19 protein-coding genes and 1 pseudogene are annotated in these 26,282 nt (G+C 55.6%); 9 read left to right on the plus strand and 11 right to left on the minus strand.

The features are described 5' to 3' along the window. Both B2R17_RS11590 and B2R17_RS11595 read left to right on the plus strand, forming a co-directional pair. Positions 1–1,381, plus strand: a 1,381-nt coding sequence (locus B2R17_RS11590) for a Do family serine endopeptidase (RefSeq protein WP_286764113.1), incomplete at its 5' end; no start/stop codon positions are given. 120 nt (positions 1,382–1,501) lie between these two features. Then, a complete protein-coding gene (locus B2R17_RS11595) occupies positions 1,502–2,377 on the plus strand; it encodes a hypothetical protein (protein WP_286764114.1) in 876 nt (291 codons plus the stop codon). Between the two features lie 189 nt (positions 2,378–2,566). Here the strand turns inward: B2R17_RS11595 and ald are convergent, their stop codons facing one another. Further along, positions 2,567–3,652, minus strand: a complete 1,086-nt coding sequence (gene ald, locus B2R17_RS11600; RefSeq protein WP_286764115.1) for an alanine dehydrogenase — start codon at positions 3,650–3,652, stop codon at positions 2,567–2,569. Between the two features lie 3 nt (positions 3,653–3,655). Next, on the minus strand, positions 3,656–4,948 hold the full coding sequence (locus tag B2R17_RS11605; RefSeq protein ID WP_286764116.1) for a sulfatase: 1,293 nt from the start codon (positions 4,946–4,948) through the stop codon (positions 3,656–3,658). 118 nt (positions 4,949–5,066) lie between these two features. On the opposite strand from B2R17_RS11605, the gene B2R17_RS11610 reads away from it, so the two are divergent. Further along, positions 5,067–6,008, plus strand: a complete 942-nt coding sequence (locus tag B2R17_RS11610) for a WecB/TagA/CpsF family glycosyltransferase (protein ID WP_286764117.1) — start codon at positions 5,067–5,069, stop codon at positions 6,006–6,008. Here B2R17_RS11610 and B2R17_RS11615 read toward each other — a convergent pair. Then, positions 6,005–7,171 (minus strand): S49 family peptidase, encoded by a 1,167-nt coding sequence (locus B2R17_RS11615; protein WP_286764118.1) that lies wholly within the window; start codon positions 7,169–7,171, stop codon positions 6,005–6,007. The genes B2R17_RS11610 and B2R17_RS11615 overlap by 4 nt on opposite strands. Positions 7,172–8,177: 1,006 nt before the next feature. Between B2R17_RS11615 and B2R17_RS11620 the strand changes: the two are divergent. After that, positions 8,178–8,549: pseudogene (locus B2R17_RS11620) on the plus strand (O-antigen ligase family protein); the annotation flags it as partial. A gap of 304 nt (positions 8,550–8,853) precedes the next feature. On the opposite strand, the gene B2R17_RS11625 reads toward B2R17_RS11620, so the two are convergent. Beyond that, positions 8,854–11,568, minus strand: a complete 2,715-nt coding sequence (locus B2R17_RS11625) for an adenylate cyclase (protein ID WP_286764119.1) — start codon at positions 11,566–11,568, stop codon at positions 8,854–8,856. Positions 11,569–11,870: 302 nt separating this feature from the next. On the opposite strand from B2R17_RS11625, the gene B2R17_RS11630 reads away from it, so the two are divergent. Next, positions 11,871–12,830 carry a deoxyhypusine synthase family protein gene (locus B2R17_RS11630; protein WP_008665712.1) on the plus strand — a complete coding sequence of 320 codons (960 nt, stop codon included), beginning with the start codon at positions 11,871–11,873 and terminating at the stop codon, positions 12,828–12,830. Positions 12,831–12,861: 31 nt separating this feature from the next. On the opposite strand, the gene B2R17_RS11635 is transcribed toward B2R17_RS11630, so the two are convergent. From B2R17_RS11635 to B2R17_RS11655, 5 genes are all read right to left on the minus strand, one after another. Then, complete coding sequence (locus tag B2R17_RS11635; RefSeq protein ID WP_286764139.1) at positions 12,862–13,341, minus strand: hypothetical protein; 480 nt, start codon at positions 13,339–13,341, stop codon at positions 12,862–12,864. Positions 13,342–13,416: 75 nt separating this feature from the next. After that, positions 13,417–14,469: a nucleoside hydrolase gene (locus B2R17_RS11640; RefSeq protein WP_286764120.1), complete on the minus strand. Its 1,053-nt coding sequence runs from the start codon at positions 14,467–14,469 to the stop codon at positions 13,417–13,419. A gap of 176 nt (positions 14,470–14,645) precedes the next feature. Continuing rightward, positions 14,646–15,095, minus strand: coding sequence for a hypothetical protein (locus tag B2R17_RS11645; RefSeq protein WP_008652790.1), 450 nt, complete (start codon positions 15,093–15,095; stop codon positions 14,646–14,648). Continuing rightward, positions 15,092–16,603 carry a TIGR01777 family oxidoreductase gene (locus B2R17_RS11650; protein WP_286764121.1) on the minus strand — a complete coding sequence of 504 codons (1,512 nt, stop codon included), beginning with the start codon at positions 16,601–16,603 and terminating at the stop codon, positions 15,092–15,094. The genes B2R17_RS11645 and B2R17_RS11650 overlap by 4 nt, the downstream gene beginning before the upstream one ends. A gap of 6 nt (positions 16,604–16,609) precedes the next feature. Then, positions 16,610–17,632 (minus strand): sigma-70 family RNA polymerase sigma factor, encoded by a 1,023-nt coding sequence (locus tag B2R17_RS11655; RefSeq protein ID WP_008652788.1) that lies wholly within the window; start codon positions 17,630–17,632, stop codon positions 16,610–16,612. A 462-nt stretch (positions 17,633–18,094) separates the two neighbouring features. Between B2R17_RS11655 and B2R17_RS11660 the strand changes: the two genes are divergently transcribed. After that, the gene (locus B2R17_RS11660; RefSeq protein ID WP_039960806.1) at positions 18,095–18,985 is read left to right on the plus strand and encodes a MerR family transcriptional regulator; all 891 of its coding nucleotides are present in this window, start codon (positions 18,095–18,097) and stop codon (positions 18,983–18,985) included. Positions 18,986–19,064: 79 nt separating this feature from the next. On the opposite strand, the gene B2R17_RS11665 is transcribed toward B2R17_RS11660, so the two are convergent. Next, the gene (locus B2R17_RS11665; protein ID WP_286764122.1) at positions 19,065–20,351 is read right to left on the minus strand and encodes a L,D-transpeptidase family protein; all 1,287 of its coding nucleotides are present in this window, start codon (positions 20,349–20,351) and stop codon (positions 19,065–19,067) included. A 443-nt stretch (positions 20,352–20,794) separates the two neighbouring features. Here B2R17_RS11665 and B2R17_RS11670 point away from each other — a divergent pair, with 443 nt between their 5' ends. The 3 genes from B2R17_RS11670 to B2R17_RS11680 all read left to right on the plus strand — a co-directional run bounded on the left by B2R17_RS11670 (position 20,795) and on the right by B2R17_RS11680 (position 25,210). After that, a complete protein-coding gene (locus B2R17_RS11670; RefSeq protein ID WP_008652783.1) occupies positions 20,795–21,316 on the plus strand; it encodes a hypothetical protein in 522 nt (173 codons plus the stop codon). Positions 21,317–21,797: 481 nt separating this feature from the next. Next, positions 21,798–23,312, plus strand: coding sequence for a type II secretion system protein GspD (locus B2R17_RS11675; protein ID WP_286764123.1), 1,515 nt, complete (start codon positions 21,798–21,800; stop codon positions 23,310–23,312). Positions 23,313–23,386: 74 nt separating this feature from the next. Next, complete coding sequence (locus B2R17_RS11680; protein WP_339887307.1) at positions 23,387–25,210, plus strand: hypothetical protein; 1,824 nt, start codon at positions 23,387–23,389, stop codon at positions 25,208–25,210. Positions 25,211–25,265: 55 nt separating this feature from the next. On the opposite strand, the gene B2R17_RS11685 is transcribed toward B2R17_RS11680, so the two are convergent. Then, entirely contained in the window at positions 25,266–26,207 is a 942-nt protein-coding gene (locus B2R17_RS11685; RefSeq protein ID WP_286764125.1) for a dihydrodipicolinate synthase family protein, read from the minus strand. Between the last annotated feature and the right edge of the window lie 75 nt (positions 26,208–26,282).

The raw sequence follows: 26,282 nt of genomic DNA on the forward strand, positions 1-26,282 counted from the left end.
TCAAACGCCCCCGCGAGCCGGTGCGATCGATCCGGGCCAAGGGCTCAACACGGCTCAAGATTTGTCGGCATCGTTTCGAACGGTTGCCGAAGCGATGCGTCCCAGCGTCGTCAGCGTCAGTTCCAAGACCACCGCGAAGGCAGTTGCGAGTCGATTGCCACCGGGACTGCGAAGCCAGTTGCCGCCTGGATTTGAAAAGTACTTTGAGGATCCGTCACAAGGCGGCCGTCAAATGCCCGAACGAGAAGGCCAGGGCAGTGGCGTGATTGTCCGAGAGGACGGATACATCCTGACCAACAACCACGTGGTCGAAGACGCCGACGAAGTTTACGTCGAACTGAGCGACGATCGTCGTTTGGAAGCGGAAGTGGTTGGAACCGATCCTGAAACCGATTTGGCCGTTCTGAAGGTCGAAGCCGATAACTTGCGAGCGATCGCGTTCGGTGACTCCGACGCCATTCAAGTTGGCGATTGGGTGCTGGCGATCGGCAGTCCCTTTGGATTGGATCAAACCGTGACGGCGGGCATCATCAGCGGAAAGAACCGCAACCGCCGGATCGTCAACAACGGCAACGGATTCGAGGATTTCTTGCAAACCGATGCGGCGATCAATCCGGGTAACTCAGGCGGCCCGCTGGTGAACTTGCGAGGTGAATTGGTCGGCATCAACACCGCGATCCTTTCGCGAAGTGGAGCGAGCGCAGGCATCGGATTCGCCATCCCGGTCTCGTTGGCTCGCCCCGTGCTGACATCGATCATCGAGTACGGCCAAGTGCGGCGTGGTTTCTTGGGTGCCCAAGTGCGTGACGTGACGCCCGAGTTGGTCGAAGAGATGGGTTTGAAGGTCAACGACGGTGCTTTGATCCAAGGCGTGTTGGACAAGCAGCCTGCTGCGAACGCGAATTTGCAGCCGGGTGACGTTGTTGTCAGTGTTGATGGAAAGAAGGTCCGCAGCAGTTCGCAACTGGTCAACTACATCGCCAGTCGCCCACCCGGGGCGAGCGTTTCGATGGTGATCAATCGCGATGGCGAAACGTTGACCAAGACCGTCAATCTGCAGGAACGAACCAGCGAAGCGATGGCGATGTTCAATGGCGGCAGCGTCCTGGGCGCAAAGCTTGAACCCATCACGCCCGAGTCCGCTCAACGCTACGGATACGCCGGGATGGATTCGGGACTGATCGTTGTCAGTGTGGAGGACGGCGGTATCGCGGATGAGTCTGGATTGTTGGCGGGCGACGTGATCGAGAGTGCCGGTGGCAACGCGGTCAGCTCCGTCACGGCTTTGCAAGCGATCATCACCGAAGCCAAACGGCAGGGCATTCCTTTGCGATTGATCATCCGTCGCGGGAATACACGAATGATCGTGCCACTGCAGTGATCGATCGACGCTGAATCGGAACGAATGCAAACGGACTGGTGGAAATCACCAGTCCGTTTTTGTTTATACTCCGAGCCATCTCATTTTCTTTCGGCTCTCGTTCGATCAGAAGCTTCGCTCATGTCTCACGCGCCCCATTCACCTTACACCCAACCGGTCCCCAATTCGCCGTCCGGTGGCTCGTCAAAGAACACCGTCATCATCGTCGCCATCGTTTCCGTGACGATGTTGTTGATGTGCGGCGGTGTTTTGGGGCTGGGGTACTACGCGGTCGAGCGACTCGCCAAGGAAATCAACGCGGTCAACTACGACTACATGATTGACGACGAAGAGACTCCTCATGCATTGATGTACGCGTTGTCAGAAAATGAAACCATCCGAGAGCAGGTCGGTGAGATTGAATCGATCGAATTCGCGGAAGAGCACAATGTTGACAATTCGCTCTACAGCGAAAATTATTTTTACCGTGTTGTTGGAACGGATGGCGACGCAATCGTTCGAGCGGAAGTCAGCGACAAAGAAGAGATTTGGTTTGACCGTGTGGATTGGGTCCCCGATGAAACCGATTTGGACACTCGCGTCGAACTCGAGACCATCCCGGTGCCGTTTGATTCGACGTCGTCACATGAGACTTACGAGTTGATCAAAGACGACGAAGCGATCAAAAGCGAAGTGGGGACGGTCAGCTATGTCAGTTACGACTGGGAACTCACCGATGAATACACCAGCATCGAGGACACCAGTTACGTCCTTCAGGTTCGAGGTGATGCCGGGAAGACTCATGTTCGAGTCGCATTTGATGACTACGACTACGAAACTCCCGAGCGAATCGAACTGATGAAAGATCCGGAGAACCCGGTGCTCATCTACGGCGAACCCGATAAAAAGTTGGAGATGCTGCGAAAGGGTCCTTCGCCGAGCGATCAGGATTTAGCCGAGTCGGAAGCTGAGGTTGCTGACCCAGACAGTTCGGAAAATACCGAAACCGGTGAGTGACACACCGTTGGTTTTCGAGGAGGGCTGTTTTCTTTGTGAGTCTGGTGTGGAGTGGTTTTGCCACAGAGTTCACAGAGATGGTGTTCGATGCAGTGCGTCGGACCAGAAAATCACACGCATCCCCTCTGTGATCTCTGTGGCAAAAAACTCTTCGAGCGAAGTGTTGAAACAGCCAACAAGACCTGAGGCTCAGCCTTGATAGGCGGAGGAGACGGCTTCGTGAACGATCTTGCCTTCGTGGATGTTGATCGCGGATTGAAGAGGACCGGTGTCTTGTAAGACACCAGACATTCCCGCCGCGGCAATTTTCGAGACCCATCGCATCGTCGCGTTGCACAATGCAAACGTGCTGGTTCGGCCAACGGCTCCGGGCATGTTCGCGACGCAGTAGTGGACGACTTCATCGATGATGTAAGTCGGCTCACTGTGAGTGGTTGGGCGACTGGTTTCGATGCATCCGCCTTGGTCCACGGCGACGTCGATGACGACCGCACCCGACTTCATGATGCGAAGGTCTTCGGCCCGAACCAAGTTGGGTGCTCGAGCACCGGGGATCAATACGGAACCGATCACCAAGTCGGCTCGTTCGAGTTGTTCGACGATGTTGTGACGATCGCTGTAGAGCGTGTTTACGTTGGCGGGCATCACATCGTCGAGGTATCGCAAACGATCGAGATTGACGTCCAGGATCGCCACGTCGGCTTGGAATCCGGCCGCGATCTTGGCGGCGTTGGCACCCACCACGCCGCCGCCAAGGATGGTGATGTGAGCTGGAGCAACGCCGGGGACACCGCCCAGCAAAATGCCGCGTCCCATCTGAGGGCGTTCCAGGTATTTCGCACCTTCTTGAATGCTCATCCGACCGGCGACTTCGCTCATTGGTGTCAGCAGCGGTAGTTGTCCCGATGCATCACGAAGTGTTTCGTAGGCCAGGCACGTCGCACCGCTGTCCAGCATCGCTTTGGTCAGCGTGTCGTCCGCGGCGAAGTGGAAATAGGTGAAGACCAGCTGACCGGGCCGAATCAATTCGTATTCCGACCGCTGTGGCTCTTTCACTTTCACCACCAAATCGGCTTTCGCGAAAATGTCTTCGGCGGAGGCGACCAGCTCGGCGCCCGCTCGAAGGTAGTCGTGGTCGGGCAGACCCGATCCAAGCCCCGCGCCGGCTTGCACCAATACGGTGTGCCCCGCTTGGGTCAGTTCCGCCACGCCGACGGGAAGCATTCCCACGCGGTATTCGTCGGTTTTAATTTCCGAAGGCACGCCAACAATCATGAGTCACTCTGCTCGATGCGATTCGTTCAAAAGAATTTGGTGAAGTTGGTCCGCCTCGTCGAGTCGCAAACGCACCACGTTGTTGAAATCGTCGACGTCGTCGGGTTTCAAATACAGATGGCATCGATCATCGGATTCACTTGGCAACGATGGAGTCTCGGCCTCGTCTTCTTCGGAGAGGACGTAGAACCAATCGTTGGTCGTGATCGCGATCGGGACATTGCGATGCTGGGTGATAACACGAGCTTTGTGGGATGGCGACGTGGCATCCGACCGCAAAGATTCGTCGGGCTGAGATTCTTCCGTTGCAGGGTTCGCAACGTTTTCAGCAACGAATCGTTCGGCTGGCATGAGATCCCCGCTCGGGTCGGATAGCCGAGCGTCAATCACAGCAGCGACTTCATCGGCGGACGCGACCATGCGAGACCGCAGGCCCGAGCCACCCGAGCAAACCAGAGGCACGTGCAGATGGCACGACCGCCACGGACCGGTTCGATGTCCGATGCCGCCATTTTGACCAAGTGCAAACCCGCTGGTTCCACCCAGCACGACCGTCGCGTCGGGCTCGAGCACCGAGTCCAAAACATCGAGCATCGCGTCGACCAATTTGATTTGGCAACCGTAGGTTCGCATCCATGTCGTGATCCAATCCGGATCGTCTTCCGCGGTGATGCGATGATCCGGTGGCGTGGTTGTATGAACCATGAACGGCACCTCTTCCATGGCGTCGTCCATGTTGTCCGCCGCATCAGTTTCGATCGACGGGTCCTCTTCATATTCATCCGCGTAGTAGGTTGGTTCTTCGGCGACGGAGTCGTCGCTGAGTTCTCGCGGCGCGTCCCAGCAATGCGTCAGGAACCGCGAATGCAACCAGACCGAGTCGCCTTGTGCCAATCGGTCCGCGGCGACGGCGGTCAAGCGACCGATCGATGTGTCTTCGATTTCAACGGTCTCGGCTTCGCTTTCGGATTCCGTTTCGACATCGCTTTCTAGCAAAACGATTTCTTCAAATGCGGCGGCCGATTTGCGTTCCAAAAGGCGAGGGTCGTCGGTGACCACGACGATTTCTTTTGCCCGTGGAGTTTCCGCCAACGCTTTTGCCCAGAGATCCCATTGTTCGAGAGGATCCGTGACCGGAGTGATGGCACGGTTCCACGTGGTTCCTTCGGCCGCCAATTGATCGATGGCGGGAGTTCGATTCCAAGAGGACCCATAGGCGGAAATTGCAGCGGGGGTGAATCCTTCAAGTGTGAAGATCAGCATGCGTTGCTTGGGGCCAAATTTGCGTGAAGTCAAAAAACGTGACGTAGGGTTGAACGTGCAGTCTATCGCGGCTCGGGCCCTCTCTGAATGACGGGTGTTCCGATTGTCGCGGTTGGATCGATTTTTCAACCACTCATCGAATACGTCCCCAATGAATTCGGCTTCTCCCGTCAGTTCTTATCCCGCCTCCTCGACTTCGGCCTCTTCGTTCGTGGTGCCTTCCGCTCCGCGATCGGCCACAGAGAAATTCCAGTCGGGGCCAAGATTTGAGACGACCGTCGTCACGGAAATCGAGCAATCAGTTGTCACCGCCCCGCCATGCGTGCGTGACACCGTGAGCGTTTGGGATGTGCCGTTTGATCGTTTGGACATGTGGCAATCGGTTGATGCGATCGATCGATTGATCGCTGCTCGAACGCCTCAGTATGTCATCACTGCCAACTTGAACTACTGCATGCTGCACCATCAATCGCCGCAGCTTCAGCAAATCACCCATCGTGCGGCATTGGTGCTCGCCGATGGTCAGCCCATTGTCGCTCGCAGCAAATTGACCGACCGACCGTTGCCTGAACGAGTCGCCGGTAGCGAACTGATTGTGCACTTGTGCGGACGAGCCGCCCAACGTGGCCACCGCGTGTACTTCTTGGGCGGTGAAGCTGGTGTCGCCGAAAAAGCATCCAAGCGTTTGAAGGCGATGTATCCGGGCCTGCAAATCGCCGGCTGCGAATCACCGCCGTTCCGCAAGCTCACCGCGGAAGAACAGGCCGCTCAAGACGCGAGAATTCGTGACGCTGGAACGGATTTGTTGTTCGTCGCTTTTGGTCAGCCGAAAGGCGAACAATGGATCGCCGAACATGCCGCTCGGATTGGTGTGCCCGTCAGCATTCAACTTGGTGCGTCGTTTGACTTCTTGGCTGGAACGGCGAAGCGAGCCCCCAAAATCTTCCAAAGCGTTGGCATGGAATGGGCCTACCGAATGCTCAGCGATCCAAAGCGATTGGTTCCGCGATACATGTCCAACATCGGCTACCTGTGCTCCGCTTTGACGACCGACTGGAAGAACACGGTCAAGAGCTGGGGCATGACTGCTTAGCCGCCGTTCGCGGTGACGATGCTCGGGTCAGGTTGCCACAGGTACAGGAACGTCGGCATGGAACTGCGATCCAGTCCGGGCAATTGAATCGGCAAGATTGATGTCATTGGCACGTTGGGAGTGACGTCAAATTCTGACATCGCTCGATCGTTGTCTCGCCGCAATAGAACCAATGCGGGTGACGAGGAGAGTCCAGCCATCTGTCCGGCCAGCGAAACGGCATCGTCGAGGTACCCGGTTTGGTCAACCAAGCCGATCTTTTGAGCGTGCAGGCCTGATACGACGCGTCCATCAAACGGGACCAAATCGCTTGGCTTTGTCGCTTCATTGTCCGCGTCATCGCTAGCCAGATCACCCGCGTCCAGCTTGCCTGCTTCCGATTCATCCAAATTTGGTTCGTCGACATTGCTGGTGACCGTCAGTCGCTCGCCTCGTGACGAGCGGACTTGATCGATGAAACGTTCGTGGAATTCGTCGGCCATCGATTGCAGCAGGTCGCGTTCTTCTCGCTGCATCATTCTTTCAGGTGATCCGACATCGATCTTGTCACCCGACTTAATCGGCAACGAAACGATATTGAACTGACCCAACGTGTCTTCCATGTTGTAGTTGTTTAGGATGACTCCGATTCCGCCCACAACCGAGGTCGGATGCGCGACAATTGCGTCGGCGTAGGTGGCCAAGTAGTACGCACCGCCCGTGCCGGTCGTCATCAGGCAGGCCACGACCGGAATGTTGCGTTCGGATTTGAGGTGCTGCAGTTGGTGGGCGAGCATGTCCGATGCCGTCACGCCGCCGCCGGGCGAATTGATTCTCAGCACGACCGCGGAAATGGTCGGGTCAGATTCAATGTGTCGCATCTTTTCGCGGAACAACGCGACGGGGTTTTCACCCATCGACCCAAAACCGCTGAAGTTTTGGTCGATCAGCAATCCATCCACATCAACGATCGCGATGCGCGACTGGGAATCAGCGGATTTGTCGTTGATCTGGACTGCACGAACCGGAGACGCCGTGTTGTCGGTCTTGCTAACCGTGGTCATCGTGCCGTTCATGTTGATGTCGCCATCGACACCCATGTCTCCGTTAACGCCCATGTCGCCATCGATCCGCATGTTTCCGCCGACCAACGCACGCACTGGATGAGAGCAACCGGCGATCATGCACGCACACGCAACCAACCCCACCAAACCGCATGTGCGGCGCGGCTGAGTTATGGCGGAGCGACGGCAATTTTCGCGGCGCGGCACTGGGTTTCCTGACGCGAGCGGGCAAATGGGAACAGGCAAACGGGAACGGGCGAGTGCGGAGGGCAGTTCGCCTGTCTGATCGAATCGAACGTTTCGCACGGGAGAATGAGTTCGATGCATGCGACCGGCAGGACGCTCACAAAGCGATCAATCGTTGTAACCGGCAAACTTGATGATTCGCTTCATCGAGAAACGCCTGCCCGCGGGCGGTGAGGAACCATCGAGTGAGCTATTGTTCCGCATGACCTTGCTTCTCATTCTGATTCTGTTCGCGATCATTCCTTGGTCCATCCCGATCTTGCACAACGCTCGCATGTGGACGTTGGTGATGGCGGTGTTGTTTCTCGGGACCGTGTTTGGACCTGCCTTCTTTGCGGTCAACGGTTTTGTCCAAATCAGCTTGGATCGGTTGCTTTGGGCGGCCGTGATCGGAGTCGCCGTCTTTCGTGTTCTGACGGGCGAGAACAAGCTCCCACGCGTGACTCGAACCGATGGTGTGGTGGTCGGTCTCGTCGGAATCACCTTGCTGAGCTGCTTGCGATTCGGAATGTTCGGTGACGGTCAACCGCCGATCGCCAGATGGTTGTTCTACATGGCTTTGCCGTGCAGCGTGTACGCGGTGATGCGTACCGCGACCTTCACTCGACAAGATATTCACCGAATGGTCACCGCGTTGATCGCGATGGGTTCGTACCTGGCGTTCACCGGCGTGATGGAGATGCTGGATGTCCGAGCCCTGGTGTTCCCTCGGTTCATCAACGATCCCGAAGTCTGGGAATTCTACGGACGAGGCCGCGGGCCATTACTAAACCCGGCTGGCAACGGAATTTTGTTGACGTTGGCTTTGGCGGCGTGTGCAAGTCGCTTTCTCGAAAGCGGACGGCACGGCAAAGCTTGGTACGCGATGTTGGCTTTGCTGATGCTGGCGGGGTGCTATTCAACACTGACACGGAGCGTGTGGTTGGGCGCCATCGCCGCGTTGGGTTGGATCGGAATGATCTATGTTCCTCGTCGCGTTCGAATCGTTGCGCTTGCGGGAGTGGTCGTGTTCAGCGGTGCGATGGCGATGGGATTGAAAGACCAAATCATGAGCATGAAACGCGACAAGGCGTTGAGTGCCGCAGATGCCGCGAAGAGTGTCGAGTTGCGACCGCTGTTGGCTTTGGTTGCCTACGAGATGTTCCTCGATCGACCGTTGGGTGGTCATGGCTATGGCAACTACTTTGACGCGGCGGAACCTTATCATGCGATTCGCCGGCACGGTGTGCCTTTGGAAAACGCCCGCCCCTACATGCAACACAACGTGTTTTTGTCGACGCTGGTGGACTTGGGGCTGTTCGGATTCAGCATGCATTTGTTGATGCTGATCAGTTTGTTCTGCCTGGCGTGGCAGCTTGCATCCGCGAAACATGCCGATGCAACTGGTTCACAGATGCGAGCAACTCTTTGGGATCCTGTCGCCGAGGATCATCGACGAGCAATCGGCATTTTGATGCTGGGATTGCTCAGCGGCTACGTCTGCAATGGAATGTTCCACGAAGTCGGCATCATTCACATGGTGCACATGTACCTGTTCGCCTTGGCTGGCGTTTTGGTCACGTTGCATCAAACGGCGGAGGCGCCAGTCGTGAATCCGATGCCTCGTTGGAACGCTTTTCTTCGTTGGACACCCAACGCGGGTGCCGCCCACGGTTCGGCCTGCGGCGGGAAAATTCCGTCCCGCGGTTAGCACCCGGTCGAAGGCCGTTGAACCATTTCTCGGCCAGACGCGGGTCAGTGCTTTCAGCTGCCCATTCATCTGGCATCAAGCGAATGGACTGGAGTGCATCGGGGAGCGAAATCGATTCGTTCACCGACAATTCCATCAACCACGACAAAGCAGACAACGGCTCAAACGCGGCACTGGACAATTCCAGTCCCATCAGCGAGACGCTTTGCAATCGAGCACAACGTGCTAGTGTCGAGATGCCTTTTTCAGTTAACGCGGTGTAGTCCAAACGCAGGCGTCGAAGGTTCTTCAAGTTTGGAAGCTCTCGCAAGTCGTCATCGCCGATGGTTGTTCCCATCACGTTGATTTCTTGCAGTCCGGGCCAAGACGCGAAGTGCTTGCCGAGTCCTTCGGGATAGTCAGTGCCCGGCAAGATCAACGAGTGCAGTTGGCGACTTTGCGTCAGGCTGCTGAGTGCTGTCGAGTTGAGAACACCTCGTTCCAAGGTGAACGACAACAGGTGAGGCACCCGTTCAATTTCGATCTGGTCTGTTTGTGGACGACGAATGTCGATCTCGGTCAGACGAGGCAGATTGACCACGCGAACTGTTTCTACACCGGGAGCGACACGCAAACGACTGACCAGCGAATTCAGGTTCACCAGTTCGATGTGTTTGGCGCGAAGGTTTCGCGTGCCGAAAGCTCGTCTGAGTTGCGGTTGGTCGATGATGCGGATTTCTTCCAGTTCTTCCCAAGGCAGTGCCAGGACTTCCCAGTTGCTATGCATGGCCAGCAATTGCGGAAAGACTTCGGGATCGATCTCGGCACCGGAGACCGACAATTCACGCAGCGTGCTGACGACTTGAAGTTCTTCCAGTTGCCGCGGCTCAAGTTGGCAGTTTTCGAGTGTCAGTGATTTCAGGTAAGAGCAAGTCTTCAGTTTCGAGAGTTCACACGTGGTAAGGTCCATGCCATCAAAGTTCAGCGTGCGAAGCGATGGCAGCGATGCGGACCACGCCATCAAACCCTTCGTCGATTTCTGTGGCAATGGAGCAGGGCCGGTAGCAGCCGAGGCAAAGAAGCGTGAACCGGCGAATTGAGGAGGTGCTTCCCAACCTCGTCGACCGCGACGAAAGCGACCGTAGCCGCCCGGTGCTGGTCGTGTGATTCGAACGTCGTGCAAGCGTGGGCACTCTTCGATTTCCCAGTCGTCAAAGTTCTCGCCGGCCAATTCCAGCTTTGTCAACGAACTGAGACCGGACATCTTCAGCGAAGAAACCCGAGCGATGTAACCGTCTTCTCCCTCTGCGTTGCTGAACCGCATCGAATAGGAATCGATACCATGCAGTTTGGCCAAACGTGGCAACTCGAGAAGGCTCAAGTCGACTGGGATTCCTGCGTCGATTGAAAGCTCCGTCAAGGCGGGCATCAAGCGAACGGTCAACTTCAATTCATCCGCGTTCGTTCGGCGATTCGGACGCAGGTGGCGAACGGAAAGTGATTGCAATCGGTTGGCATCTTCGAACAACCAAGATTCAGGGCTTGGGCCGATGGTTTGTATCTCCAGCATCGTCAACGAAGGCACCAACAGGTCCTCGGTGCAAATTGCCGACGCTTGAATGCGACGCAGTGACAAAGAAGCCAGTCGGTCGAGCGATTGAATTTGAATCTTCGCATCGGATGCTTGCTCGGATTCTTCGTCGCCAGATCGAAATGACATCGAGACGCTGCGAAGCGATGGCAATTGTGCCAGCACTGAATTCGCGGCTTCGACGCTTGGCACGTTGCTCCAACGAAGGCCAGTGACCCAAGGGTTCTCTTGGATCGCTAGCAGCGTTGCCTGATCGATCTCACCAGTCAACGCGATGAAGTCGAGCGACTTGTAGTTGCTCCAGTCAATCGATTCCAGATTTGATTCAGGATGGCATTGCAGTTGGGACGCGTGGGTCCATGGACCGCGAAATGCAAGAGGCAAATTGGCCACGATGGGATGGTCGGTCGATCGAACCAACGTGACCATGGTTTCACGCTCGAACGTCCGCAACCGACGCTGTGTTTCGTAGAAGTGAAAGGCAGTCGCGATCAAACCGATCGATGCAATTCCGACCAAGGCCCGACGGTAGCGGGTGTTGTCGTTTTGATTGGGCGACCACAGAACGTTCCAAGGTGATTGTCCAGGACGAATGTGGTAGGCGGCGATTCCAGCCAACGCGAGAACGCCGATGCAAAACCAAGCGTCGATCCACAACCCCAAGCCAAACGTGCTCCAGCGGTCCAAACCATCGACGCCTTCGTTGTGAGACATCCGGGCTTGGTAAGCATCCAGCGGGAATCCGCCGATGTACCAGCGGTGCCGCGGCGAGTCTGCTTTTGGATAAGACGCGTCTTCGCGAACCAAGTCAGCGACTGGCGGTCCGGCGGGGGCGACTTCGCTGTCGGTCACCATCACATGGGTGGCATCGCGAAGGTAATTTTCGGTGACCAACCGCGGTTTCCAAGCAAACCCAATCAGAATCCCGAGGATCGTGAGCGTCATCCCCGTCCGGATCCATCGACGGTAGGTCGGCTTCAGTGACGCACTTCTGGATTGCAGCTTGTTCATAGTGGATCCAACAGCAAGGGATGCAAAATGTTTCGCTCGGGTTTCAGAATTTGCACCTAAATTGGTTGGTGCCTCCAATGACTGCAACGGCGGTTCGAACGGATTTCATGAAGGAAAACTGCTATTGATCCCCTGACGACACTGAGCCGAGTGAACGGTAAGATTCGGCGCCATCGCGGACTGTTTATTTTTTGCGAAGTACCGAAAAATCACGGCTGATTGCGCGTTCGGGGCTGAATTGGTCGCGCGATTCCACCGTGGACTTCAGTGTTTCCCTCCTTCGTATTGGTTACCGATCTGTCATGAATGTCACGGAATTTTTGGAAACGCATTTCCGCCACTTCAACGCGCGTGAACTGCTGGCGTCGGCAAAGTCGTACGGTGAATTCGTTGATGGTGGCGGCAAGATGATGGTGACCTTGGCGGGTGCGATGAGCACCGGCGAACTGGGGCTGTCACTTGCCGAAATGATTCGCAAGGGAAAGGTACACGCCGTCACCTGCACCGCGGCCAACCTGGAAGAAGACATCTTCAACTTGGTCGCTCATGACGAATACGAAATTGTCGAGAACTGGCGAGCCCTTTCGGCCGAAGACGAAGTCGCCCTGCGAGACCGTGGCTTCAACCGAGTCACCGACACCTGCATTCCCGAAACGGTCATGCGGCACCTAGAGGATCGATTGGTGCCCATGTGGCAAAAGGCGGCCGGCGAGAACGCCGCTCGCATGCCGGTCGAGTACATGTTCGATCTTCTGGACGATGAGGGATTGGTCCAGCACTACCAAGTTCCCCGCGAAAACAGTTGGGTCGCCGCGGCGAAGGATGCTGGCATTCCGGTCTTCACTCCCGGCTTTGAAGACTCAACGTTGGGCAATATTTACACCGCCCATGTCATCGATGGCAGTGTTCCTGGCCACGGTGCCTATGCGACCGGCACCAAACAAATGCAGCAATTGGCGCAGTGGTACCAAGCGACGATGAAGGACCCGATCGGGTTCTTTCAAATTGGCGGCGGAATCGCGGGCGACTTCCCCATCTGTGTCGTTCCTATGTTGATTCAAGACTTGAAGCTGGACATCCCATTGTGGGGCTACTTCTGTCAAATCAGCGATGCGACGACCAGCTACGGTGGTTACAGCGGAGCGGTGCCGAACGAAAAGATCACTTGGTACAAGATCGATGCCGACTCGCCCAAGTTCATGATCCAAAGCGACGCAACGATCTGTGCTCCGTTGGTGTTCGCTCACGTGCTGGGTTGGTGATCCCAGCCGCGAAGGAAGAAGCATCCATCGATCAGTCGCTGCTTTGGATCTGTTCGATCAGCGATTGACGCTCTCGCATGTAGCGAGCTCGCTCAGTTTTGTACGTGTTCATCTTCGAGAACGAACTGATCAGTCCCACCACCGCCATGCCCATGAATACCAAGCCGAACAAGGCCATGGGGGCGAACATCACGGCGGCCAAGCAAGTCCAGATCAACGCGAACACGATCACGAAACCAGACACAATGATCATTGTGGCCTGGTTGGGCGGTTGAGTGATCTGGTGCCCGTGTTTGTTCGTACCGAGCAATTTCAGGCGTCTTCGTTCCCACTGTTCATCCAATCGATCCAACGCCGCGTTGTGTTTGATTTGCGCGACGTCCTTGACCAAAGCGTCCGTCGTTTGCTTCAGATCCTCCAGCAACTCAGTGGAGTACGACGTCCCGGTGTGATGGATCGCCAAGCTCGCGTGGCAAAAACCACAGGTAACGAACTTGGCTTTCTTCTTCACATCGATGGGCGCACCACAATGGTCGCAACGAAGAGAGATCAGACGGGCACTCATGGATGTCAAAATCCTTGTGGGTCAATGCACCGGATGTGGTGGCTCACTGGAAAGCAACTGCAACGCTTCCAATGTCCGGGCGATTTGTTCGTCGTTCAACGTGAAATACTGATCGCGACCGTCTGCGTTTTCTTCAAACGTGGTCAGCCCATCGTCGGCAACGGTGACCTTGCCGACCGAAGTCAATCCAAAATAATCGCGGGTTGGCCGCACCAATTGCAACACGCAAGTCAGGTCCCAAGTCGGGCGATCGTGTGGCGGTGGGTTGTAGGCGATGTATGCCTCGGCCAACGGATGGTGCTCCACGTAGCCAAAGTCTTGCTCGATGCTCTCGTGCGGGTAACGCAGTGCAATTCCAATTTCGTAACCGCTCCACAGAATCGGCGTCGGCCACTCTTTCGCCAACTTCTGTGCGGCAGGAATGTCTTTGACGACGTTGTACTCTTTGTGGTCATACGGCTGACCTTTGTTGTTCTTGATCTGAGTGAAAGCACCGGCCATCACGCTCAATTTTGAAACCTTCTTCTTGATCAATTCCAACCCGTTGAGCGGGCTGATCTCATCGGCGGGCGAGTCGAGCAGATTGGCCAAGTTGGTGGAGAATCCAACTTGAGCGATCACGACGCTGTTGTCGTCGGCCTTGGCCAGCGTACGACGCAACACTTCGACGGCGTCGGGAGCATCTTTACCACTTCGCAAATCGTGTGGATATCGGTCCTTGCCATTGTCTTGGATGGCGGCCAATCCGTTAAAGCGGCCTTCGCCGTTGGTGACATCACTGCGGCAAACGCCGATCGGAATCTCGCCGCGACCATAGAACGTGTTGATCACATCTGCGAACGGGGCGGCCAGTTCGTGGTCCTTGGTGATCGTGACGGCCAGCAACTCGCATTCACCGCGTGATTGCAATGCGTGGATGACTCCCATGGCGAGTGCGTCATCGACGTCGTTGCCGAGGTCCGTGTCAAAGATCAGTTGAACGGGTTGGTCGGCACGAAGCGTCGTATTGGAGCTGATCAGGCCGAAGCAGACTGTGATCGCAAGCAGGAGCGATCCAAATGTTTTTTGAGACATGGAATGCGGGAGGTGGGAATGGGGTGGGGATCATCGAAGTGTTTCGGAATGCGAAACACGGATGCGTATCTTAACCCAAACCTATGGACGCAACACGCTCGGTCGCCGGAACGATTCACGCTGATGCGAAAGACGATTTCCGGGTTGGAAGGATAATCCAACGACGATGATCGTGACTAAACCTTGGTCGGCAGCAGCGTCCACAAAGCCCAACCGACCAACAGCCCACGAATGGACCACGCGATCGTGCGAATCCAATTGGTTGTCACCAATGTGGAATAAACGTTCGGCTGAAAACCCGATGCCAGCTTTCCGTGCGCGGGAACTTGCAAGGCAGCGGTGCTGACCCAAATCACGATCAGCAAAGCAATTCCCACCGCGGCCCAGGTGAACGAGATGTTCCCCGGGCGAGTCATCAATAATCCGGCGGCGGTGGCGATTTCAATCAGCATCGGGACGGCGACGATCGGCGTGATCAACCGAGCGTGATCCGTTGCGTAGCGAGCGAAGACATCTTCCCCGACGCGGTCGAACATCTTGTAGTGAACGATTTGAACCATCCAAATCAACCCGACCATGTACCAGGTCGACAACGCATTGAGCAGCAACAAGAGATTCGCGTTCATGCGGTTGCCTGCGTCGCCGGTTTGAGATCTTTGCCCAAAAGCGTACGCAAGCATTCCTTCAAATCAGTGAAGCGGAACTTGTATCCAGTTTGCTGCAACTGCTCGGGCACCGTTCGCGAACTGGCCAGCAACAACGAGTCGGCCATCTCACCCAAAGCCAGACGAAGAGCAAAAGCCGGGGCCGGGAACAGAGCCGGTCGGTTAAGAACCTCGCCCAGCACTTTCGCGAATTCGCGGTTTTGAATGGGGTCGGGCGAAACGAAGTTCACCGGGCCGTTGATCTCTTCCTTGTGGATGCAATGGACGATTGCTCCGACAACGTCATCCAGTGCGATCCAAGACCACCATTGCCCGCCGCTGCCCAATTTGCCGCCCATTATTTTTGCCGGCAGCAACATCTGTTGCAGTGCGCCGCCCTTCGGTGACAGTACGATGCCGAACCGTGTGTTCACGACTCGAATGCCAGCTTCTTGGGCGGGCTGGCAGGCGTCTTCCCACTGCCGAGCGACATCAGCCAGGAAGTCGTCGCCATCAGGGGATGTCTCCGTCAAAACTTCTTCGCCACGATTGCCGTAGATCCCGGTTGCCGATGCACAGATCAGCACGGGCGGCTTCGTTTGCAACTTGGCCAATCCCTCGCAAAGAGCCTGAGTCTTCTCCACTCGACTTTCGCGAATTTGTTCTTTCAATTCGGGCGTCCACCGCTTGCTCGCAATGCTCTTACCAGCCAAATGAACAACCACGTCGACTGATTCGAATTTCTCAAACTCAGCCGGATCACCCCATGCGGCGATGGAGTCCTCGTCACCGTGATCGCCGCGAGTGATCGTCATGACTTTGTGTCCGAGCAACGTCAGCGTCGTGCAAAGAGCATCGCCCACTAATCCGCTTGAACCGGACACGGCGATCGTCTTGGGACTCATCGGGTAGTCAGCCATCATCTGCAAATCATCCTGGGTGACGCGGTGGCGATAGGCAAACATTGCTTCGATGGTTCGGCGAGCCTTGCCGCTACCAAACACCTTTCCCGCAACGCCCGCAGGCAATTTGTACTCGATCGCGTCGGTGAGCTGGGATCGGTTGGAATCGAGCGACTCGAAAAGATGCTGGTGAGCCCAACGTGCGAACGGACCGGAGTCTTGTACGTCGGCAAAGCCATGAGGTGGATCGTACCAGACGTGGCGAGCTTTCCATCGCACTGGGATGCCCACGATCTTTGTCTTGAGAACGACCCGGCTTCCCGGTGCCAGTGACTGATCGGAATGTTCGACTTGGACGCTTTCCCAAGGCGGAGTCAATCGGTTCAGACAACCGGGGCGTTCGTGGTACGCGAACGCTTCGTCGATGCTGACCGGCAATTCAACCGTTGCCGCGTAGTGATCCGTTCCGGGTTGAGATCGACATTCCTCGGGCAGCTCGGTGCGTCCGCCGCTTTCGGACGATGGCGATTCGTCCGTGGATGAGACTGTGCTAGAAGATTGAGAAGTGTGATCGGAGTTTGATGCCACCGGAACCTACGCTTCCAACTCTGCCAACTGGACGTCGCCCGCCATCGCACGGAGTTTGTCCATCGCACGGCGTTCGAGTTGACGGACTCGTTCTTTGGAGACACCCAACCGATCGGCGAGCGACTGCAACGTGTGAACTTTGCGGTGGGGTCCGAGCGAGAACCGAGCGCGAATGATGAACTTTTCGCGACGATCCAAATCGCCCAGCATCACGCTGAGACGACTTCGCAATTCGTGCCATCGTTTTTCGCTGATCGCGGAAGAACGTTCTTCCTCACTGACATCGATATCCATGTCCTGCAGCCCCCCTTGGACCTTTTGACGTTCTTGTTGTTTTAACACAACGGTTCGGTATGAATTGCGTCGGACGACCTGAGTCGCGTAGGTGCTGAATCGGAAACCACGATCGAAGTCGAACTTTTCGACCGCGCGAATCAACGCCACGATTCCGTCGCTCAGCAAATCATCGAAGGTGTTGTTTGGATTGACGAACTTCTTGACGATCGAGAACACGAGCCGCAAGTTGGCCTCAACAATTCGATCGCGGTGCCAATCGGCCAGAGCCACGAACAGCTCGATCAATTCCAATCGGTGACGCGAAGGACGCTCGGGATTCAGGACGCTGCGATGAATTGCCGCTTGCTGCAGCAGGTAGTTCATTCGCTCAAACAACATCTTCTCTTGTTCGGGTTTGAGCAAAGGAGCTTCACACAATCTTCCCAAGTGAATCGGCAGGTCGACTCCGCTGCGACGAATCGTGGCAATTCCGAGTGCGGTTTCGCGAGGAGCCAAGCCCAGCGACTCGGAGAAGATCCGCTTTCCTTCTCGGACCGACGTGAACTTTTCGTTGGAGATGAAGTCGATCTCCTGACGCAACCGGCGTTTGGTCAGTTTTCGCAGCGAGGCATGATCCTCGCCTGAGATGTCCGTCAACAGTGGCTGAACCTCAGCCATCGCTTGATCCAATTCCGAACAGTTGAGCCAGGCGGGGCGGCGGGCAGGAACGGTAGAAGCGGTGAGGGTTGGCATTTTTCGACCTATTCGAATGGCTGGGCTTAGTGGCTGTTAGCTAAATCGCAGGGTCAGTCAGGGAGGTGCCGAATTTGGAAGTCGCCAGATGGCAATTTCGAGTCAACGTTCTCTTCCAACCCAATGGACAATGCGTCGCGAGTTCCGCAATTGATGTGCCGAACGACGTGCTTGCGTGAACGTTTTGGATTGCCAAAACGTTCATAACGTCCATTGGTATATCGGTCCGCAAAACCAAATGCAAGCGAAATTCGTCGCGAATAAAGATTTTCCAGTAATCCCAGTATTCAAAACGTGCGTGAATCGGTTGGAAATCGTCCAGCATTCCAGCGTGCGGTGGACGGAAAACGTCCACCATTGTCACCCGATTACACTGGAAACGTTCATCCGAGGCGTTTAAAACGTTCACATCGTCCTTTAAAACGTTCACCTCGTTTCTTTTCTCTCATCCCAACGTGTCTCGTGGCAGCTCGTCAGCCCCAGTTCTCACCGAAAGAAGTCGCCGCGGCGATGGATGTCAGCGAGTCGTCGGTGAAGAGATGGTGCGACAACGGAACGATCCCGGTCATCAAGACAGCAGGCGGCCATCGCCGGATCACCCTGGACGCGTTGCAGGCGTTCGTGCACGCCAATGACCGGTGTTTGTTGAAGCCGGAGGTTTTGGGCCTGCCTCAGCTGTCGCCGGATCGGACGACTCGCATTGATGGAAACGAAGACCCACTGAACCAAAATTTTCGCGATTCATTGGCCGAAGGCGACGAAGCGGCGTGTCGCGAGTTGATGGCCAAGAAGGTTGCGGCGGGTCACACGCGAAGCGAAGCGGCGGAGTCGTTGATCACCGATGCGATGCACGGTTTCGGCGAAGCCTGGGATTGCAACCAACTGGATGTCTACCAAGAACGTCGTGGATGTGACATCGCGATGCGATTGATCTACGAGCTGCGATCTGAGATCCCTTCACCTCCCAAGTCCGCTCCGATTGCGATCGGTGGTGCACCGGAGGGCGATCCGTATCAATTGCCAACGATGTTGGTCGAGTTAGCGCTTCGCGAAGTTGGTTGGAACGCGACCAGCCTCGGCAATGACCTTCCAATGGAAAGCTTTGTCCAAGCGGCCCATGATTACGACCCGCAAATGGTTTGGATGAGCGTTTCCTCGGTCAGCGAACCGGGGATGTTTGTCGCGGCTCAAAACCAATTGGCCGATTCGCTAGGGGAAGACGTCCCATTGCTGATCGGCGGGCGAGCCCTGTGTGACAAGCTGCGACCGCGATTGCGATACACGGCTCATTGTGACTCACTTCGTCACTTGGTCGAGCTTGCCGCTTTGATGCGGCTGAACCGGCAAAAGTAGATGTCTCGAAAACCCGGTGTCGCTCGGGTTTTGGCCGAACGACGCTTTGAGTGTTTCAAGGTGGCGTCGACCCGGATCATTAGCGGATCGTGACCGACGATCCTTCGGACAGAATGCCAAACACGTCACGCGAATAGTTGCCGGCCAGGCTGATGCAGCCCTTGTCGGTCGGAGCGTTCGCATCGGGACTTCCGTGGATGCTCAAACCGGATCCCAAATCGATCCACATCGACCCGTATGGGTTGCGTGGGTTGCCGGGCGGGATCGGTGTGCCTGACATGTCGTAGTAAGTCTTCGCGGATTGCTTTTCTTGGATGGTGTACGAACCAGGTTTAGGAGCCGGATCGTTTCCAACGGCAATCTTGAATCGTCCGGCGTACAAGTCACCCAGGAACAAAGTCAGTTCTTGGTACTTCAGATCGATGTCGCCACGAAATGGGCCGCGAACGACCTTCAAATCGGTGCCCGGCAAAATTGTGACTGGATCATCAACTCCGTTGATGTTTGCCAGCAATTGCCACGGCACTTCATACTTTTTTGCGATGTCCATCAGTGTTTCGTTGGGACCGACACGATGCGGTTCTGCCAACAAGTGCTCGGACGAATAGATAACTTCGGCGGCCAACGGATCCAGACGACTGAGCAATTCGTCGCGTTGCTCGCTGGTCAAATTGGGTGTTTCGTAGAACAGGCTGAGTGTTGCCAAGGCTTCTCGTCGGCGATCGGAATGATATTGACGGTCGGCGGTCGCAATCGCATTGCTCAAACCTGCCGAAGCGATCGCATTGGATTCAGGCGCAACCACATCGGGTGTCGATTGATTGGATGGCTTCACCGAGGCGATGGCGGTGTTCGGATCAGGCGACTGGTAGGTCGCTCCGGTCGACGTGTACTCTTGGTTTGGATTCAGTTGAATCGGTGTGCTCGAACCGGGCGTCACTTCAGGCAAACGGCTCGCTTGCATGTCGGTGGCGGGGGAATCCAAATCGGACATCGAGAAAGAACTTGATTCCGCGCCCAAGTTGTCCGTCGCCGACGCTGGTTGCGAAGGGATATCGGCGAAACTTCGATTGACGGAATCCATCGACATCGGATCAGACGGTGCGTCGATTCCAACGTCGGCGCCTTCGCTACCGAGAGCCGATTCCAAGTCCCCGAATCCGCCATTTGCAGCATCGTTCAATGCCAGATTGGACTGATCAAATGAGTTTGGATCGGCCGCCGTTCCATCATCGATCCCGAACTCCGCGAGGGGGTCGAGGGAGCCCAAGGCTTCAGGAATCCCATCGCTGATATCAAATGTATCGGCGTCTACGATGAGGTCCCGCGCCACTTCAGGCGGCAACGCATCTGGCGGTGTCGTCATCGATATCCAGGCCCCGTAAAGGACCGTCGTCATGAGTACGACAATGGCGGCTGTTTTCAAAGTCTGCACGGCAATAACTCCCCTGCCGGGTACGTGCTCACAAGGTGAATTTTGTAAGTGTTGCCTCTTCCATAGTGCATCGAAAGCGTTCAAGACCAGACCAATCTGCGGAGCGTCTGAACATTGAGCAGGTTCTAGCCTGAACTTTTCAAACGGTTTTTATTCGCCAGAGAATGAAAATTGATTTGTCCGCGCGACCGAACGCAAAAACGCAGCTTACGTTTCGGTGTCAAAACGAATGGCGGACTTCGGAACGAACCCACCCGGCCAACATGAGAAACTTGTTTCGAATGACGGTGGGTTGCCCACGGAAGTCTGGATTCGCGATTCGAAATGACATGCTCCTAGATTGCCCACTTTGCTCCAAGAATGATTTTAAACCGATGAAAAAAATTGCCCTTGCCCTGACTGCCCTTTTGTCCGCTGGTTCCGTCTCGACATTGTTCGCCGACACAACGGACTCACAAAAATTCACCGCGAACGTTTCGGTCGCGATGAGCGTGACGGCTCCTGCCGACGCGGTCCTGACTCACGATGAAACTCACGCCAACCAAACCTTCACGGCGCAACCGTGGAACGTGATTGGCAACAGCCAAAACGGTGTGAGCGTTTCTTTCGCGACCGATGGTCCGTTTGTAAACACAGCTGATCCCAACTTCAAACGAGATGCGAAATTGGGATTGTCCATCAACAGCCAAACTGGTCCGGGATCGTTCTCGATCTCGCAGGCCACCGGCCAAACGGACTATGCCAACTCGGTCAACATCGCAACCGTTTCCGCCGTCAGTGACGGTGTCTCGAATGCAACGTTGGACTTGTCTGTCGAGTTCATCACTGGCACGTTCGGCTCATTCGCCGCGGGAACTTACGAGACAACCGTGACCGGTACGATCACGGCTCTTTGATCCGTCGTCGATGACGAAGCTTCCCCTCGGATGACCTTGCTGAATGCAAGATCATCCGATCCCCACGAGTTGAAAGCGGTGACCTGCCCACGTCACCGCGATCTAGAAAGCCGCATGATTTGCCCCTGGTTCAACAGTGCCCCGTTGAACTGATTGCGGCACTTCTTTGATCAACAACTCGACAATGCGACGGCCCGTGAGAAATCACGGGCCGTCTGCATTGATGCTTAGTAGTTTCCCGCCCCAACGCTACTGAACGCTGGCACGAGTCACGATCGTGAACGATCGATTTGATGACGCTTTTTACGGTGGTAAATCGCAACCGCTTCAGGAATCGGGGTGGGCGTACAACTGTACAACCACTAACAGCAACGGTCAGTGAAACATCTCGTTTCGCTTCTTTGCCCACATGAGACGCATCGTTGCTGTTTTTGATTTGCCCAAGCCGATCCCTCGGATGCTTTGCATTCGAATGAAAAGAATGCTGGGGTTGATCTGCCTTCTTCTGTCGTTGGTGGGGTGTGCGTACCGGCCAGATTACCATCGAACCTCCATCGATGAATTGATCCAGCAATCATTGGATCAGTCCAACGCGTCCACTGGCGGCGATCCGGAAATGATCGGAAACGTTCACGACCACTCTGTCGTTGTTGACGGCGTGATGGTTGATCACGGCGACACCGTGATCATCGAAGAAGAACATTCGATTGATGGATTCAGCCAAACGCCTCAGGAAGAGATCATTCCATTGGAACTGATCCCGATCTCGCAGGCTCGATCGTCGCAGATCGCTCGCGTCAACTACGACGAGGACTACTTGATCAATGAAGAATTCATCGAGACTGATGTTCGCGAAGTGCTGACTTTGTTGGCTACCGACGCCAACTTGGATTTGGTGTTGGACGACAACGTAGCCGGAATTGTCAACGCACAAATCAATGATCTGACCGTCGATGAAGCGGTTGAAAAGGTCTTGCTGCCTTTGGGATTGGCATCGTCCCGCCGCGGAAAGCAATTGATTGTCGCGCCGCCCGATCCTGCCTCGCCACTTTTCGCGATGGTGTCGATCAAGACCCAGTATCAACCTCTGCACATGGATCCAAACACGTTGTTGGAAACCGTGCCGGTGTCTTGGTTGCAATACGTGACGGTGATCGAGCAAGCCAAAACAATGCTGGTCGAAGCACCACCGCGGATTGCCAATGACATCGTGTCACGTTTTCAAAACATCGATCAACCGATTCCGCAGGTGGTGTTGGAGGCAATCATTTGTGTGGTGTCGCCGGACTCTGGTTTTCAGTTTGGGTTGGATTGGCAACACGCGGTCGAGATGGACGGCGTGAAAGAACTCTCGCTCAGCGCGTCTGGTTTGGCGTTGAACGGTGAACTTTCGCAAGCCGGTTTGGATGCGATCTTCTCTGACTTTGGAAACACTTCCGCGTTCGTTCGATTGCTTTCCGAAAAAGGTTATTTGACCATCCGCGCGACTCCACACGTGATGGCCAAGGATGGCGAGCAAGCCAACATCGCGATCAATCGCGAAACGTTCTTCAGTGTGCAACCACCGGGATCAACCGGCAACAACTCGGTTTTCTTTCAACAGAACATTCAAAAGGTCGATGCCGGAATCATGTTGGACATCACACCGCACATTCGTGGTGACGAAGTGACGATCGATATCGAGAAAGCGGAGGTCAGTGAGGATGTTCGAAATGCAACCCCGGCTCTGTCAATCAATCGGTTCCCGATCATCAACCGCCGAAGTGTTTCCACAACGGTCAGTGTCAAAGACGGCAAAACCATTGTCATTGGTGGATTGGTCCAAAGAGAGACGGTCGATCGAGTCAATCGCATTCCAGGACTGAGTCGACTGCCCGGAGTGGGCTACCTTTTTCAAACGACTCAGCGGCAAACGCGCGACGCGGAAGTGGTGATTTTTATCTCACCAAGAATCGTTCGATCGACCGGCAGCGCGTTCATCACCTCGGGTGGATAATTTCGCGTGCTGATCGCGATGCCGTGTGAACTTTCGACTCAGCATTGACGCTCTTCTCTCGGACAACCTCTTCGATGAAAACACTCGCTCTTATCCAGCCAACGATGCGTTTCAATCAACAGCCTCTTGATTACAACGCGGAACGAGACAACGCTTCACTGGCACGTGTTCGCTCCCGTCGCGTACGAACTTGGATGCTTGCTTGTTTGGCCTCGGTGATGATGTCGAGTGTTGTACAAGCTCAAACGCCCGGAGTTCGGACGGGGGCCATCGACGCTCGCGACGGTCGTCGGGTGAGCATCGAACAACGAGTCGAACAAGCGTTTCGAATTGAGCCAGTCGTGCAACGGTTCAAAGGACGCCGCGGTGAGGTGATCCCTTTCTCGTTCACGGTCACATCAACCGGCAAGACGATGCAGATCGATGTGTCGCCGATTCAATTACGACAAGAGGAGTCCGGCATCATCCTGCACGATGAACACAGCCCGCCGATGGAAGGAGTGAAATTCACGACTCCGACTCGGTTCACCTTGAACGCGGGCGAAACGGTGGAGCTAAAGGGAAAGGTGACGATCCCGCTGGCGAAGACAAACTATTTGTCGTTTGGGTTGTTGGTTCGCGATGAGGGAATGGTCGACGAACCGACGGAGGCCGATGCCATCGGCGGTCAAACGCGAGCCGCCATTCGCTACGTCACGCAGTATGTTCTTCGCGTGGACGTTGAAACAGGTTTGACGAATCTGAGCAGCATTGAGCAGATGGAAATCGAAGACGCTCAAGTGGTCTCGCACGAAGGCATGCCGTACATCCGCGCTTACGTCAAAAACCCAAGTAACTTTGCACTGGAGTGTCGTGTTCGAGCGGAGCTGTCACACAAAGAATCTGGAAATGCATCGAAGTCTCGCTCGTCCGATCCGATCGCATTGTTCATGCCTTCGCGGGCCAACCTGGACGATGACGAGAAGTATTTGGTCCGCATGATGCCCAACGCTCGCCTGCGTTTGGAGGCTCCGCTGGAGACGTCGTTGATTGATGGACGATACGATTTGAATTTGATGGTTAGCAACGGCCGACGGACGATGTTGGAGCGGACGTTCCCACAAACGTTGCTGGTGAATTCCTTCCGTGCCTTGGACACTCGCATCGCCAACCTGGGACCCGGCGTGACGTTGGAACCAGCCCAGATCGAACTGGGGCGTGTCGAAGGGACGCAACGAATGGTGACGTTGGAAGTGAAGAACAACAGCGACGATGACCAATTGATTCATTTGGTTCCTCGCGATCATCTTGGCGACCCGATGAGTCGTCTGATGTTGTCGAGCACCAAGTTTGAATTGACCGCCGGTCGATCCAAAACCATCCGTGCTCTCTTGCGAGGCGTGTCGAAAGAAACGTCGCAGTGGGGAACGCTGGACATCATTCGCCGCAACCTCAAAACGCCCAACGACGTGGAGTCCGCGACGTCATTGCCTCTCGAGTTGGTTCACAAACAACGGCCGCAATTGACGGTCGCAGCCGGACCATTGCAGTGGGCAAACCTTACCGACGGAAACGCGTTCGTGATCGAAGTTGCCAACGAAGGCGATGGCTATGCACCGATTCAAGGTGAATTGCTATTGGGCCGAGACGATGGCTCTCGTCCTCACCGGTTGCTGGATGGCTTTGGCCGTTGGTTGGCTCCCGGTCAAAAACGCGAATTGCAATTTCATCTTCCAGCTGAGATCGACGCCGGGCGATATCAGATTCGTTTGACCGTTCGTTCGCGTGACAATTTGTCGGTGGAAGAACAGGTCGTGGTGTTGGATTTGACCGAAGAGATGCTGCGAGGTTCGCAGCAGACCAGCAATGACGCCGCTGCGGTTTCGAACGCGGACGTCGATTCCAACTCACTTCGCTAGCATTGCCGGCGTTGACGAATCAGCGTGCAAATCAGCATTTGCAAATCAGTGTTGGTCACGCATCCTTGCCGGGCCAGTTTGACCACCACGTGCGGAAAAGCCGCCATTGGTCATGAAGGAATTCGCGTTGGCTGTCGCTCAGATGGTCGCTCTTGTTGAAGTGATGCTCGTACTCGGCGTGGCCTTCCAGCACCATCAAGTACTTGTAGTGCAGGACCAAATCCGGACCGTCGTCAAACTTGGAAAGAACCGCCAACGCACTTTCAAGTTCGGCCGCGTATCGGCGAGCTTCCACGTCGCCGTTTTGAGCTCGCTGGCAAAGATCGACCAACTTCAGAATCTCGGTCGGCAACGCGTTTCCGACACCGGTGATCGCTCCGGCGGCTCCGCAGCGAACAAAGCCGTGGAAGACTTGCGTGTCGACACCGACCATTAGGGTCAAGTTGGCATCGCCGCTGGTGATGTGTTCGGCGGCGTACGACAATGATTCCGCACCGCCAAATTCTTTGAAGCCGACCAAGTTCGTATGTTTTTCGCGAAGGGCGAAGAACAAATCGGCTTTCGTTTCAAATCCGTAATACGGGCTGTTGTAGATCACCGCGGGCAATGCTTCGCCGGCGGAAAGAACTCGTTTGAAGTGATTGGCCTGCGCCTGTGGCGATGTGCCTCGCGAAAGCACTCGGGGGATGACCATCAATCCGGCCGCACCGACGGTGGCCGCGTGGGCGGCGTGTTCAGCGGCCAGCTTTGTGTTTTGGGCTCCCGTGCCGACGACGACTGGAACGCCAGCCCGCACCAATTCGGTCACGCCTTGTTGACGTTGTTGATCGCTCAGCAGTGGCCAATCGCCCATCGATCCACAATAGACCACCGCGTGCATGCCTCGTTCGATCAGGTCCACGCCGGTTTTGACCAGTGCATCCCACATCGGCTCGCCATCGGCGGTGCATGGGGTCATCAAAGCGGGAATGCAACCACGGAAAATGTTGTCGGCCATGAAAAGAACGCCAGCACGATGAAAGAGAGTTCGAAGAGTCAGAGATTGGGGCCAAACATACACATGTCCCCGCCG

Origin of the sequence: Rhodopirellula sp. UBA1907, assembly GCF_002337565.1 — a bacterium.
GTDB classification, from domain to species: Bacteria; Planctomycetota; Planctomycetia; order Pirellulales; family Pirellulaceae; genus Rhodopirellula; species Rhodopirellula europaea.